Below are 14,274 nucleotides of genomic sequence, written 5' to 3' on the forward strand. Positions count from 1 at the left end.
TGGCTGAGGTTCAGCCGTTCTGACGAGCGGCATGCTGCGCCAGCGCCCATTGCACATGCTCGCGCACCAGTTCAGACGGGTCGTCGCGGCGTGCCTGGAGGGCTTCGAGCACCGGGATGGTCGAGGGCGCGTTGCCCAGCCCCACCGCCAGGTTGCGCAGCCAGTTCTGGTAACCCGTCCGGCGCAACGGCGAGCCCTCGGTGCGGCTGAGGAATTGCGCCTCGCTCCAGCGGAACAGCGCCGCCAGTTCGGCATTATCCAGGCTGTGCCGCGGCTGAAAGTCGCTTTGTTCGGTTGGCTTGGCGAAGCGGTTCCACGGGCAGACGATCTGGCAGTCGTCGCAACCGAACACCCGGTTGCCGATTTTCGAGCGCAACTCGACCGGGATCGGACCTTTCAGCTCGATGGTCAGGTAGGAGATGCAGCGCCGCGCATCGAGCACACGCTCGCCCACGAAGGCTTCCGTGGGGCAGATATCCAGACAGGCGCTGCAACTGCCGCAGTGATCGCGCGCGGTGGGCTCGTCGATGGGCAGGTCGATGTCGACGAACAGCTCGCCCAGAAAGAACCAACTGCCGGCCTTGCGGTTGAGCACCAGCGTGTTCTTGCCGATCCAGCCGAGGCCGGCTTGCTGCGCCACGGCCTTTTCCAGCACCGGCGCGCTGTCGACGAAGGCACGAAAGCCGAACGGGCCGATGGTTTGCTGGATGCGCTCGGCCAAGTGTTGAAGGCGCTTGCGGATCAGTTTGTGATAGTCGCGGCCCAGCGCGTAGCGCGACACATAGGCGTTCTCCGGCGTCGCCAGCTGCTGCGCCATGCGGGTATCGCCTGGCAGATAGTCCATGCGCAGCGAGATGACCCGCAAGGTCCCGGGCACGAGCTGTTCCGGGTGCGAACGCTTGCTGCCATGGGCCGCCATGTAATCCATCTCGCCGTGATAACCGGCTGCCAGCCAGCGCTCCAGGTGCGCTTCGTGCTCGGCCAGGTCGATGCCCGTGATACCGACCTGCTGAAAGCCGAGCTCGCGTCCCCACGCCTTGATGGCCTGAGCGAGAGCGACGGGGTCGAGAGAGTGGCTGGACATGAGGCGGGTCTTCGAGGGATGGCGGCTGCGTATGGATGGCCTGGCGCTCGCCGGAATGTGCGCTTCGAGCGGCTGCGATGAAGTTCGACGCGCACAGGCAGGCGGTAAGGCGCATGCGTATAATTCTGCCAGATATTCGCTCGGGTGATTCATGTCTCAGACCACCGATACCCTGCCCACCTCTTTATATTCAGCCGCACAAGTGCGTGCACTCGACGCGCGCCTGATCGCCGCCGGAACGCCCGGCTTCGAGCTGATGCAGCGTGCGGCGCATGCCGCCTGGCGTGCGCTACGCCGCCGCTGGCCTGGCGAGCAGCACATTACCGTGCTGGCAGGGCGCGGCAACAACGCGGGGGACGGCTATCTGATCGCGGCCTTGGCGCAGCGTGCCGGTCGTCGGGTTCAGGTGCTCGCGGTGGGTGATCCGCAGCAGTTGCAGGGCGACGCCGCGCTGGCCTTCGCCGAAGCACAGGCAGCCGGTGTGACGCCGCTGCCCTGGACACCGGACGCGATGCTGCGGGGCGTTCTGGTTGATGCACTGCTGGGCACCGGGCTCTGCGGTGAGGTTCGTGAGCCGTATGCGACGGTCATTCGTTCGATGAATCAGAGCGCGCTGCCGATCCTGGCGGTCGATCTGCCATCCGGCCTTTGCGCCGATACCGGGCGCGTGCTGGGGCAGGCGGTGCGCGCCGACCTGACGGTGACCTTCATCGGCCTCAAGGTTGGACTGTTGACCGGCGAAGGCCCGGACCGGGTTGGCGAGCGGGTGTTCGACGATCTGCAGGCCGACGCCGCGATCCTCGAACAAGCCCAGGCCCGCGCCGAGCGTTTATGCGTGGCGAATCTTCCTGTGTTGGCCCCTCGATCGCCGACCGCGCACAAGGGCAGTTTTGGCCAGGTGCTGGTGATCGGCGGCGATCTGGGGACAGGCGGTGCGGCCTTGCTCAGCGCCGAGGCGGCGCTGCGGACCGGGGCGGGGATGGTGACGCTGGCGACCCGGCCTGAACACGTGACGGCTGCGTTGGTTCGACGGCCGGAAATCATGTGCAGCGGCGTCGAGTCGACCTACGGCCTGGCAGCGCTGGCTCGGCGCGCCGACGTGGTGATAATCGGGCCAGGGCTGGGACAAGCCCCGTGGGGGCGCAGCCTGCTGTCACTGGCGCCGCAGTGCCGGGTGCCGCAAGTGTGGGATGCCGATGCGCTGAATCTGCTGGCCGAAGGCGCGGTCGAACCGCCGGCCGATTGCCTGCTTACGCCGCACCCAGGCGAGGCCGCGCGTCTGCTGGGTATTTCGGTCGCCGAGGTCCAGGCGGATCGGCCCGCCGCAGTCCAGCAGTTGGCCATCCGTTACGGCTGTAGCGTGCTGCTCAAAGGCGCGGGTACGCTGATCGCAGACCCAACGGGTCGCTTGATGTTGTGTGATCGTGGCCATCCGGCGATGGCCAGCGCAGGCCTTGGCGATGTCCTGGCGGGTGTCGCAGGGGCGTTGCTGGCACAAGGATTCGTGCCATTCGATGCGGCGTGCCTGGCGGTCTGGTTGCATGCCGTGGCCGGCGAGCGTGTCGGCGCGCAGGGCCGGGGGCTGGCTGCCGCCGATCTGATTCCCGCCATCCGCCAGTTGCTCGAGGAACAATCGCCATGCAGGACGTGACGCTGTTTGCGGCAGATGAATCGGAGATGCTCGCGTTGGGTGCGCGCATTGCCCAGGCGACCGGTGGTCGGGGCGTGATTTATCTGCACGGTGATCTCGGGGCCGGCAAGACGACGTTGTCACGCGGGCTGATTCGTGGGTTCGGCCATCAGGGCAAGGTCAAGAGTCCGACGTTCACCCTCGTCGAGCCCTACGAAACGCCGGGGGCGCGTGTCTTCCATTTCGACCTGTATCGGCTCGTCGACCCGGAGGAGCTGGAATTCCTGGGCATTCGCGACTATTTCGAAGGCGACGCGCTGTGCCTGGTAGAGTGGCCAGAACGTGGCGCCGGCATTTTGCCAAAGGCCGACCTGGACATTACCATTACGCCCGAAGGCGCCGCCCGCTCGCTGCGTCTGACGCCGCGGGGCGAGCGCGGGGTTGGCTGGTGTTCTGTCCTGACCATCGGTAATCAATGAACAACATGGGGTTGGGTATGCGCATGCGCGCGCTGGTAAGTGGTTTGGCATTGATGCTCGCGGCCGTGCAGGTCCTGGCTGCTTCCGACGTGCAGAGCGTGCGTTTGTGGAGAGCGCCGGACAATACCCGTCTGGTGTTCGATCTTTCTGGCCCGGTTAAACACAACGTCTTTACCCTGACGGCCCCGGATCGCATCGTGATCGATGTCGACGGCGGTAATCTGCCCAGGCCGTTCGAGCAGTTGCCGTTGAAAAACACGCCTATTTCCGGTCTGCGTGCGGCCAAGTACGACGCCGATACGCTGCGCGTGGTCATCGACCTTTCGGCGCAGGTCACGCCCAAGAGTTTTACCCTCACGCCCAATCAGCAGTACGGCCATCGACTCGTGGTCGACCTGTATGACGAGGGCGCCGAGCCGTCGGCGACGTCGGACGTTCCTGCCACGAGTTCGCCAGGCACGCCTGCCGCGCCCGTGTCGCCAACCCTGCCAGCGCTGAAGTTGCCGCCATTGCCGAGCAGCAAGCGTGACATCGTTATCGCCATCGACGCCGGCCATGGCGGCGAAGATCCTGGAGCGATCGGGCCGGGCAAGGTCTACGAAAAGAGCGTGGTGCTGCAGATATCCAAGGAGCTTCAGCGCCAGATAAATGCCGAAAAGGGCTTTCGTGCCGAGCTGGTGCGAACCGGCGATTATTTCATCCCGTTGCGCAAGCGCACCGAGATCGCACGCAAGAAGGGCGCGGATCTTTTCGTCTCGATACATGCCGATGCCGCGCCGCGCTCGGCGGCCTATGGCGCGTCGGTGTTCGCGTTGTCGGATCGCGGCGCGACTTCGGAAACCGCGCGCTGGCTCGCCGACAGTGAAAACCGTTCGGACCTGATCGGCGGGGCCGGCAATGTCAGCCTCGGCGACAAGGATCAGATGCTTGCCGGTGTCCTGCTGGACCTGTCGATGACGGCGTCTTTGTCGTCCAGCCTCAATGTCGGTCAGAAAGTGTTGAGCAACATGGGGCGCATCACCCCGTTGCATAAAAGCCGCGTCGAGCAGGCTGGATTCATGGTGCTGAAATCCCCTGACATCCCGTCGATCCTGGTGGAGACAGGCTTCATTTCCAACCCGTCCGAAGCACGCAAGTTGCAGACTGCGTCCCACCAGCAATCGCTGGCTCGCTCGATTCACAGTGGCGTGCGGCAGTTCTTCCACGAGAACCCACCCCCCGGCACCTATATCGCCTGGCTGCGTGATTCCGGCAAGATTGCCAGCGCCCCGCGCGAGCATGTTGTCCGCTCCGGCGAAAGCCTGGCGTTGCTTGCCGCGCGCTATCAGATCAGCCTGCCGGCATTGCGCAATGCGAATGGTCTGAAAAGCGATGTGATCAAGGTCGGTCAGACGCTGAACATTCCGGCCACGACCCTGGCTTCGCAACCATGACCGAAGCAGCGCGCATCCAACTGCTCAGCCCGCGCCTGGCCAACCAGATCGCGGCAGGCGAAGTGGTCGAGCGACCTGCCTCGGTCATCAAGGAACTGCTGGAAAACAGCCTCGATTCGGGCGCCACGCGCATCGAAGTGGATGTCGAACAGGGCGGCGTGAAACTGCTCCGGGTGCGCGACGATGGCTGTGGCATCCCGGCCGATGACCTGCCGCTGGCCCTGGCGCGCCATGCGACCAGCAAGATTCGCGATCTGGAAGACCTAGAACGGGTCATGAGCCTGGGCTTTCGGGGTGAAGCGCTGGCGTCGATCAGTTCGGTCTCGCGCCTGACGTTGACGTCGCGCACGGCGGACGCCGCAGAAGCCTGGCAGGTCGAAACCGAAGGCAGGGACATGCAGGCGCGTGTCCAGCCGGCTGCGCATCCGGTCGGCACATCCGTCGAAGTGCGCGATCTGTTTTTCAATACGCCGGCGCGTCGCAAGTTTCTGCGCACCGAGAAAACCGAATTCGATCACCTGCAGGAAGTCATCAAGCGGCTGGCGCTGGCTCGCTTCGATGTGGCCTTTCACCTGCGTCACAACGGCAAGGTAGTACTCGCACTGCATCAGGCCAATGATGCGGCTTCGCGGGCGCGGCGCGTGGCTTCGGTGTGTGGCCCGGCTTTTCTCGAGCAGGCGCTGCCGGTGGAGATCGAGCGCAACGGTCTGCATCTCTGGGGCTGGGTCGGCTTGCCGACGTTTTCCCGCAGCCAGGCGGACTTGCAATATTTCTACGTCAATGGGCGGATGGTCCGCGACAAGCTGGTCGCCCATGCGGTACGCCAGGCCTACCGCGATGTGCTGTTCAACGGTCGCCATCCGACCTTCGTGTTGTTTCTGGATGTCGATCCGGCAGTGGTGGATGTGAATGTGCATCCCACCAAGCATGAGGTGCGTTTCCGCGATAACCGCATGGTGCACGATTTCCTCTACGGCACGCTGCATCGTGCGCTCGGTGACGTGCGCCCGGAAGATCAGCTCGCGGCACCTGCCAGTGTGACGCCCGTTACCCAGGTCACCGGCCTGGCCGCCGGAGAGTTCGCCGGGCAGAACGAGATGAGTCTTGCGGCCAGTGTGCTGGAGCAGCCGCAAGCCGAACAGCCTGCCTGGCGCGGGCCTGGCGCGGGCTATCAGTCGCCTCGGCCGTTGCCGGCGGGCCATGTTGCCGAGGCGCAAGGCGCCTATCGCGAGTTCTTTTCGCCGCTCGCCGAGGCAGCCCCGGCGCCCCTGCCTGATACACGAGATGACGTCCCGCCGCTCGGCTATGCGCTGGCTCAGCTAAAGGGCATCTATATCCTGGCGGAGAACGCGCACGGCCTGGTGCTGGTGGATATGCATGCGGCTCACGAGCGGATCATGTACGAGCGGCTGAAAACGGCCATGGCCAGCGACGGCCTGCGTGGCCAGCCTTTGCTGGTGCCTGAGTCGATCGCGGTGAGCCAGCGCGAGGCAGACTGCGCCGAAGAACACGCCCAGTGGTTCCAGCTGCTGGGTTTCGAATTGCAGCGATTGGGCCCCGAAAGCCTGGCGATTCGACAGATTCCGGCTTTGCTCAAGCAAGCCGAGGCGACCCGCCTGGTCCAGGACGTTCTGGCCGACCTGCTCGAGTACGGCACGAGTGACCGTATCCAAGCGCACCTGAACGAGCTTCTCGGCACCATGGCCTGCCACGGTGCCGTGCGTGCGAATCGGCGTCTCACGCTGCCGGAAATGAATGGCCTGCTGCGCGATATGGAAAGCACGGAGCGCAGTGGTCAGTGCAACCATGGGCGCCCGACCTGGACTCAGATGGGCATGGGCGATCTGGACAAACTGTTCCTCAGGGGGCGATAGCTTGCCGTTGTGCGGCATCCCTGCCCGCGGATCGATCCACGCCGTCTAACCGAACCACTTCCAGTCGAGCCCTCGATGTCCCGATTACCCCCTGCCATCTTTCTCATGGGTCCCACGGCCGCCGGCAAGACCGACCTGGCCATCGAGCTTGCCCGGCAGTTGCCCTGCGACTTGATCAGTGTCGATTCGGCGCTGGTGTACCGGGGGATGGACATCGGTACTGCGAAGCCGTCAGCCGAGGTGTTGCGGGCGTTTCCGCACCGACTGATCGATATCCGCGACCCGGCGCAAAGCTACTCGGCGGCCGACTTCGTCGAGGATGCGCTGGCGGCGATGGCGCAGAGCACTGCGGCTGGACGCATCCCGTTACTGGTTGGCGGGACCATGCTCTACTTCAAGGCGCTGAGCGAGGGGCTCGCGGACATGCCCGCTGCCGACGTCGCGGTGCGCGCGGAGCTGGAGGCGCAGGCGCGCGTGCAAGGGCTGGCGTCTTTGCATCGGCAACTGGCCGAGGTGGATCCGGAGTCGGCGCTGCGGATTCACCCCAATGATCCGCAGCGCCTTGTCAGGGCGCTGGAGGTCTACCGGGTCAGTGGTATCAGCATGAGTGAGCACCGTGCCCGACAAAGGTTGCAAAAAGCTGGAGCGGGCACGCCAGACGGCCTCGTCTTGCCTTATACTGTCGCGCAGTTGTCCGTTGCGCCCGCGCAGCGACACGTCTTGCACCAGCGTATCGAACAACGCTTCGTGGCAATGGTTGAACAGGGCTTTGTCGAAGAGGTCGAAGCCCTTCGTAGGCGTAGCGATCTGCATCCCGAACTGCCTTCCATGCGCGCCGTAGGCTATCGTCAGGTCTGGAATTATCTGGATGGTGCCTGCTCGCGAGAGGAAATGGTTCAGCGCGGCGTCATCGCTACTCGGCAATTGGCCAAGCGTCAATTGACCTGGCTGCGAGGATGGGAAGGCGTTCACTGGCTGGAAAGCTCGGCCTGCGACAATCTGCCGCGAGCATTGAAATACTTGGAGAGGCTCACCATATTGAGCTGACACTGCAATTTGACCGGCTATATTCAATCCTTGATCGGCCGTGTTCGATTCTAAAAAATTAATGAAAAGATCCTTTAAGGAGTGCGGCACATGTCAAAAGGGCATTCGCTACAAGACCCTTACCTGAACACTTTACGTAAGGAACGCGTTCCGGTTTCCATCTACCTGGTCAACGGTATCAAGCTGCAGGGCCAGATCGAATCATTCGACCAGTTCGTCATCCTCTTGAAGAACACTGTCAGTCAGATGGTCTACAAGCATGCTATCTCGACCGTCGTTCCCGGTCGTCCGGTGCGCCTGCCCGCGGCCGGCGATGCAGAGCAGACCGAGTCGGGTAACGACTAAAGGGGGCTTTCTTTGTTCTTCGAACGTCCCGGTGGTGGTGAGCGGGCTATCCTGGTTCATCTGGATGGTCAGGATCCAGCGGCGCGTGAAGACCCTCAGGAGTTTCGGGAGCTGGCACGGTCAGCCGGCGCCGAAACCGTCGGTTTCGTCAATGTGGCCAAGCATCAGCCTTCCGCCAAGTTTCTGATCGGCAGCGGAAAGGTCGAAGAGCTGCACGATCTCGTCAAGGACGGCGAGGTTGAGCTGGTCATCTTCAACCACACGCTGACTCCCAGTCAGGAGCGCAACCTCGAGCGCGCGCTCGAATGCCGTGTGCTCGATCGAACCGGCCTGATCCTCGATATTTTCGCCCAGCGAGCCCGCACCCACGAAGGCAAGCTGCAGGTCGAGCTGGCTCAGTTGGAGCACATGAGTACGCGGCTTGTGCGTGGCTGGACTCACCTTGAGCGGCAAAAGGGTGGTATCGGTCTGCGTGGCCCGGGTGAGACCCAGCTGGAAACGGACCGTCGCCTGTTGCGTGTGCGTATCCGTCAGATCAAGCAGCGCCTGGAAAAGGTTCGTGGCCAGCGTGAGCAGGCCCGCCGCGGGCGTCGCCGTGCCGATATTCCGCTGATTTCGCTGGTGGGCTACACCAACGCGGGTAAGTCCACGCTGTTCAATGCCTTGACCGACTCCGAGGTCTACGCGGCCAACCAGCTGTTCGCCACGCTCGACCCGACCTTGCGTCGCCTGGAACTGGACGATCTGGGGCCGGTGGTGCTGGCCGACACGGTGGGCTTCATCCGTCATTTGCCGCACAAACTGGTCGAATCCTTCCGGGCCACGCTTGAAGAGTCGAGCAATGCCGACCTGCTGCTGCACGTTATCGATGCGCACGAGCCCGAGCGAGATCAGCAGATCGAGCAGGTGTTGGCGGTGCTGACCGAAATCGGCGCGCATGAGTTGCCGATTCTGGAGGTCTACAACAAGGTGGATCTGCTGGACGGTATCGAGCCGCAGATCCAGCGTAACGCCGACGGTGTGCCGCAGCGCGTCTGGGTGTCGGCCCAGCAGGGGCTGGGGCTCGACCTGTTGAAGCAGGCGGTCGCGGAGTTGCTCGGCAATGACCTGTTCGTCGGCACGCTTCGGCTCTCGCAGGACCTTGGCCGCTTGAGGGCGCAGCTGTTCGAACTGGGTGCGGTGCAATCCGAGTCGCATGACGACGAGGGTGGCAGTTTGCTGGATGTGCGGTTACAGCGTGTCGAGTTGCACCGCCTGATCAGTCGCGCAGGCTTCGAGGCGGAGCAGTTCTTCGAGCAACACACTTTGCAATAAAGCTCGGGGGGCTTTTGAGCCGTTCGATCCGGGCTTTCGGTAGCATTGGCGGGCGCGCCGTTGGCGCGTCTTTAGCTTTATTTGAATGGAGAGCGCTATGGCTTGGAATGAGCCGGGTGGCAACTCGAACAACCAGGATCCCTGGGGGAGCGGTGGCGGTGGTCGTCGCGGCGGTGGCGATCAAAAGGGTCCGCCGGACCTGGATGAGGCTTTCCGCAAATTACAGGACAGCCTCAATGGCATGTTCGGCGGCAAGAAGCGCAGTGGCGGTTCGCCCGGTGGCGGCACTGGCCGGCGTGGCGGATTCGGGCTGGTCTGGGTCGGTCTGGTATTGCTGCTCGCCGTCTGGCTGTTCAACGCGATCTATATCGTCGACGAGCAGGAACAGGCCGTGGTGCTGCGCCTGGGTAAATATCACGAGACCGTAGGGCCGGGTCTTAACATCTATTTCCCGCCATTCGACCGCAAGTACCAGGCTAACGTCACCCGCGAGCGCTCCTACAGCAAGCAAGGGCAGATGCTCACCGAGGACGAGAACATCATCGAAGTGCCACTGACCGTGCAGTACAAGATCAGCGATCTGCAGGCCTTCGTGCTCAATGTCGAAGAGCCTGAAGCGTCATTGCAGCATGCGACGGATAGCGCCGTGCGCCACGTGGTGGGTTCGACCGCCATGGATCAGGTGTTGACCGAAGGCCGTGAAGCCATGGCGGGCGAGGTGAAAGAGCGGCTGCAGCGTTTCCTCGACAACTACGGTACCGGCATCATCGTGACCCAGGTCAACCTGCAGAGCGCGGCGGCCCCGCGTGAAGTGCAGGAAGCCTTCGATGATGTGATCCGTGCGCGTGAAGACGAGCAGCGCGAGAAGAACCAGGCCGAGTCCTACGCCAATGGCGTCATCCCCGAGGCTCGTGGTCAGGCCCAGCGCATGCTGGAAGAGGCGAGCGGCTACCGTGATGCGGTGATCTCTCGTGCGCAGGGTGAGGCAGACCGCTTCTCCAAGCTGGTTGCCGAGTATCGCAAGGCGCCGGATGTGACGCGTGAGCGCCTGTACCTGGAAACCATGCAGGAGTTGATGAGCAACACCAGCAAGGTGCTCGTGACCGGCGAAAGTGGGCAGAACAACCTGCTCTATCTGCCGCTCGACAAGATGATCAACAGTCGTGGTGCCACCACCGAGCGGTCTGCGCCGGCATCCACCTCGGGCGCTTCGACTCAGACTACACGGCTGCCTCCGGAGCTGGATCCGCGTGAAGTGCGTACAAGGGAGGTCCGCTAATGAGCAATAAGTCCCTGACCGCCCTGATTGTGGGGGTCGTGCTGGCGATCGTGATGTGGAACAGCTTCTACATCGTCTCGCAGACCGAGCGTGCGGTGATGCTGCGCTTCGGCCGTATCGTCGAGCCCGATGTGAAGCCGGGTCTTCATTTGAAGATTCCTTACGTGAACAGCGTACGCAAGTTCGACGCGCGCCTGATGACGCTTGATACCAGCACGGCACGCTTCCTGACGCTGGAAAAGAAAGCGTTGATGGTCGATTCCTACGCCAAGTGGCGTGTGGATGATGCCGAGCGGTTCTACACCGCAACGTCCGGTATGAAGCAGATTGCCGATGAGCGCCTGGCGCGTCGCCTTGAGGCTGCGCTGCGCGATCAGTTCGGTAAGCGAACCCTGCACGAATCGGTGTCGGGTCAGCGCGATGAGCTGATGAGCCTGGTGACCAACAGCCTGAATCGGGCGGCGCAGCAGGAGCTTGGAATCGAGGTGCTCGATGTGCGCGTCAAGGGCATCGATCTTCCACGTGAAGTGAACCGCAGCGTGTTCGAACGCATGAGCTCCGAGCGTGAACGTGAGGCACGCGAGCATCGGGCCAAAGGTAAGGAACTGGCCGAAGGCATCCGTGCTGACGCCGACCGTCAGCGCCGGGTGCTGCTGGCCGAAGCCTTCCGCGAAGCCGAGGAGCTGCGTGGTGACGGTGATGCTCAGGCGGCTGCCATCTACGCCGCGGCTTACGGTCAGGATCGCGAGTTCTATGCGTTCCATCGTAGCTTGCAGGCCTATCGCGAAAGCTTCGCCACCAAGGAAGATGTGCTGGTGCTCGATCCCAAAAGCGATTTCTTCCGCTATCTGGAATCTTCCACGGCACAATGAGCCTGAGTTCACCCGCCGGACGATGCCGTCCAGCGGGTGACCCATTGGCGAAACATTGTTATGATCGACAAGCCGGGCAAAACCCGGCTTTTTTGCGTCTGCGCCCCAGTGGAAAGCAGACTGATCCGTGCATGGTTAGCCATGGTTCGAACACAATCGCACGCGACCGATGGGCAGCTCAGGCTATGGCCCCGGTGTTCGTCTGCTTGACTAGGCTTGCCGTATCGAGAGGTGATTGGCGAAATGGCAACGGTAGACCGCTGGCTACTGCCAGATGGCATCGAAGAGGTGCTGCCGCCGGAGGCGGCGCGTATCGAAACCGCACGACGTCGTGTATTGGATCTGTTCCAGCGCTGGGGCTACGAGCTGGTCATCACGCCTCACGTGGAGTTTCTCGAGTCGCTGCTCACGGGCGCGGGGCAGGATCTTGATCTGAAAACCTTCAAGGTCATCGATCCGTTGTCGGGACGGCAGATGGGCTTGCGCGCCGACATCACGCCGCAGGTAGCACGCGTCGATGCCCACACCTTGCGCCGCGAAGGTCCGAGCCGGCTGTGTTATGCCGGTAGCGTACTGCATGCCAAGCCGCAGGCGCTCGCCACGTCCCGCAGCCCGATTCAGCTGGGCGCGGAGCTCTACGGCGATAGCAGTACTTCCAGTGACCTCGAGGTGATCAGCCTGATGCTGGAAACCCTCAGCCTCGCCGATGTGCCGGACGTGCACATGGATCTGGGGCATGTGGGGATCTATCGCGGATTGGCGCGCGCGGCAGGCCTGTCCGGCGACGCCGAGCAGCGCCTGTTCGATGCGCTTCAGCGTAAAGCGATGGACGAGATTTTCGTATTGACGGCCGATGTCGAGCCTGCCCTGGCCAGCATGCTGCGTGCCTTGGCGCGACTCTGTGGCGGACGCGAGACGCTCGATGCGGCGCGCGCCGTCCTGGCTGAGGCGCCGGCGGTGGTGCGCGACGCGCTCGAGGGACTGATTCATATCGCCGACCAATTGGCGGTGCGCTATCCGCAATTGCCGTTGTATTTCGATCTCGGCGAACTGCGCGGCTATCACTACCACACCGGCGTGGTCTTCGCGGTATTCGTCCCAGGTGTCGGCCAGTCGATCGCTCAGGGCGGCCGTTATGACGACATCGGTGCGGATTTCGGCCGGGCGCGTCCGGCGACGGGGTTTTCGACGGACCTGAAGACATTGGTCAGCCTGGGTAATGCCGCGCTCGTGACGTCTGTAGTGGGAATATGGGCGCCATACGGCACCGATCCTGCGCTGTGGCAGGCGGTCTGTCGTCTGCGTGAGCAGGGTGAGCGTGTCGTGCAGGCGCTCGATGGCCAGCAGGATGATGCGGCATCGGGCGTGGGCTGCGACCGGCAGCTATTGTTGCATGAGGGTTCCTGGACCGTAGCGCCGCTGGCCCGCTGATGCGGGCCCTGGCTGAGCGCGCCAGGCTGTTTTCCAGATTTTTTCGCCGGTCCTGGACCGGTATGCTTCGCCAAGAGGACAAGGTTTATGGGTAAGAACGTCGTGGTCCTGGGCACCCAGTGGGGTGATGAGGGCAAGGGCAAGATCGTCGATCTGCTGACCGACCAGGCAGCGGCCGTGGTTCGTTTCCAGGGCGGCCACAATGCGGGTCACACCCTGGTCATCGACGGCGAGAAAACCGTGTTGCACCTGATCCCGTCCGGCATTCTGCGTGAAAACGTCCAGTGCTTGATCGGCAACGGCGTGGTCGTTGCGCCGGATGCCTTGATGCGCGAAATCACCAAGCTGGAAGAAAAAGGCGTACCGGTACGCGAGCGTCTGCGCATCAGTCCGGCCTGTACTCTGATCCTGCCGTACCACGTGGCGCTGGATCAGGCGCGCGAAGCGGCGCGCTCGGAAGGCAAGATCGGCACCACGGGCCGTGGTATCGGTCCCGCCTACGAGGACAAGGTGGCTCGTCGGGGGTTGCGTATCGGTGATCTCTTCAACCCGGAGCGCTTTGCCGTGAAGCTGCGGGAGCTGCTCGAGTATCACAACTTCATCCTGCAGAATTTCTACAAGGTCGAGCCGGTCGATTTCCAGAAGACCCTGGACGAGGCGCTGGGCTATGCCGAAATACTCAAGCCGATGATGACCGATGTCTCGGCTCGCCTGCACGAGCTGCGCAAGCAGGGCGCGCGCATCATGTTCGAAGGTGCCCAGGGTTCGCTGCTGGACATCGACCACGGCACCTATCCGTACGTCACCAGCTCCAGCACCACGGCTGGCGGTACTGCGACCGGTTCCGGTTTCGGGCCGCTGTACCTGGACTATATTCTGGGCATTACCAAGGCCTACACGACGCGGGTGGGCTCCGGTCCGTTCCCGACAGAATTGTTCGACGATGTCGGTGCGCGTCTGGCGGAGCGTGGCCACGAGTTCGGCTCCACTACGGGGCGCGCGCGTCGCTGCGGCTGGTTCGATGCGGTGATTCTGCGTCGCGCCATCGAAATCAACAGCGTCTCGGGCATCTGCCTGACCAAGCTCGATGTGCTCGATGGGCTCGAAACCATTCGAATCTGCGTGGCCTACAAGGATCGCAATGGCGAGATGCTGGTCGATGCGCCAACGGATGCGGATAGCTACCAGGGCTTGCAGCCGGTCTACGAAGAGCTGCCGGGCTGGTCCGAGTCCACCGTTGGCTTGAAGTCGCTCGATGAGCTGCCTGCCAACGCGCGCGCCTATATCAAGCGGATCGAGGAGCTCGTCGAGGCGCCGATCGACATCATTTCGACTGGTCCGGATCGCAACGAGACGATCGTGTTGCGCCACCCGTACGCCTGATCAATCTGGCGTTGCAAAAGGCCGCCCTTGGGCGGCCTTTTTCTTTTCAGGGGCTGGCGTCGTCAGGTGTGCTGGGCGCCTGGACAGGCCGCCCTGTATGCGC

12 protein-coding genes are annotated in these 14,274 nt (G+C 63.1%); 11 read left to right on the forward strand and 1 reads right to left on the reverse strand.

What is annotated here, in order from left to right:
- Positions 1-10: 10 nt before the first annotated feature.
- On the reverse strand, positions 11-1,084 hold the full coding sequence (queG, locus tag GQA94_RS07255; protein ID WP_158187379.1) for a tRNA epoxyqueuosine(34) reductase QueG: 1,074 nt from the start codon (positions 1,082-1,084) through the stop codon (positions 11-13).
- Between the two features lie 151 nt (positions 1,085-1,235).
- Here queG and GQA94_RS07260 point away from each other — a divergent pair, with 151 nt between their 5' ends.
- The 11 genes from GQA94_RS07260 to GQA94_RS07310 all read left to right on the forward strand — a co-directional run bounded on the left by GQA94_RS07260 (position 1,236) and on the right by GQA94_RS07310 (position 14,171).
- Positions 1,236-2,735, forward strand: a complete 1,500-nt coding sequence (locus GQA94_RS07260) for an NAD(P)H-hydrate dehydratase (protein WP_158187380.1) — start codon at positions 1,236-1,238, stop codon at positions 2,733-2,735.
- Positions 2,723-3,193, forward strand: a complete 471-nt coding sequence (gene tsaE, locus GQA94_RS07265; RefSeq protein ID WP_158187381.1) for a tRNA (adenosine(37)-N6)-threonylcarbamoyltransferase complex ATPase subunit type 1 TsaE — start codon at positions 2,723-2,725, stop codon at positions 3,191-3,193. The genes GQA94_RS07260 and tsaE overlap by 13 nt, the downstream gene beginning before the upstream one ends.
- 17 nt (positions 3,194-3,210) lie before the next feature.
- Positions 3,211-4,626 carry an N-acetylmuramoyl-L-alanine amidase gene (locus tag GQA94_RS07270; protein ID WP_158187382.1) on the forward strand — a complete coding sequence of 472 codons (1,416 nt, stop codon included), beginning with the start codon at positions 3,211-3,213 and terminating at the stop codon, positions 4,624-4,626.
- Positions 4,623-6,500, forward strand: coding sequence for a DNA mismatch repair endonuclease MutL (mutL, locus tag GQA94_RS07275; RefSeq protein ID WP_158187383.1), 1,878 nt, complete (start codon positions 4,623-4,625; stop codon positions 6,498-6,500). Before GQA94_RS07270 ends, mutL begins: the two co-directional genes overlap by 4 nt.
- Before the next feature lie 75 nt (positions 6,501-6,575).
- Positions 6,576-7,547, forward strand: a complete 972-nt coding sequence (gene miaA, locus GQA94_RS07280) for a tRNA (adenosine(37)-N6)-dimethylallyltransferase MiaA (protein WP_158187384.1) — start codon at positions 6,576-6,578, stop codon at positions 7,545-7,547.
- Between the two features lie 90 nt (positions 7,548-7,637).
- A complete protein-coding gene (gene hfq / locus GQA94_RS07285) occupies positions 7,638-7,892 on the forward strand; it encodes an RNA chaperone Hfq (protein WP_158187385.1) in 255 nt (84 codons plus the stop codon).
- 12 nt (positions 7,893-7,904) lie between these two features.
- Positions 7,905-9,206: a ribosome rescue GTPase HflX gene (gene hflX / locus GQA94_RS07290; RefSeq protein WP_158187386.1), complete on the forward strand. Its 1,302-nt coding sequence runs from the start codon at positions 7,905-7,907 to the stop codon at positions 9,204-9,206.
- Positions 9,207-9,303: 97 nt separating this feature from the next.
- Positions 9,304-10,485 (forward strand): FtsH protease activity modulator HflK, encoded by a 1,182-nt coding sequence (gene hflK, locus GQA94_RS07295; RefSeq protein WP_158187387.1) that lies wholly within the window; start codon positions 9,304-9,306, stop codon positions 10,483-10,485.
- On the forward strand, positions 10,485-11,357 hold the full coding sequence (hflC, locus tag GQA94_RS07300) for a protease modulator HflC (RefSeq protein WP_158187388.1): 873 nt from the start codon (positions 10,485-10,487) through the stop codon (positions 11,355-11,357). The genes hflK and hflC overlap by 1 nt, the downstream gene beginning before the upstream one ends.
- A gap of 243 nt (positions 11,358-11,600) precedes the next feature.
- A complete protein-coding gene (locus GQA94_RS07305; protein WP_158187389.1) occupies positions 11,601-12,788 on the forward strand; it encodes an ATP phosphoribosyltransferase regulatory subunit in 1,188 nt (395 codons plus the stop codon).
- An 87-nt stretch (positions 12,789-12,875) separates the two neighbouring features.
- Complete coding sequence (locus tag GQA94_RS07310; RefSeq protein ID WP_158187390.1) at positions 12,876-14,171, forward strand: adenylosuccinate synthase; 1,296 nt, start codon at positions 12,876-12,878, stop codon at positions 14,169-14,171.
- Positions 14,172-14,274: the final 103 nt, after the last annotated feature.

It is taken from the genome of Stutzerimonas stutzeri, from assembly GCF_009789555.1.
GTDB classification, from domain to species: domain Bacteria; phylum Pseudomonadota; class Gammaproteobacteria; order Pseudomonadales; family Pseudomonadaceae; genus Stutzerimonas; species Stutzerimonas stutzeri_R.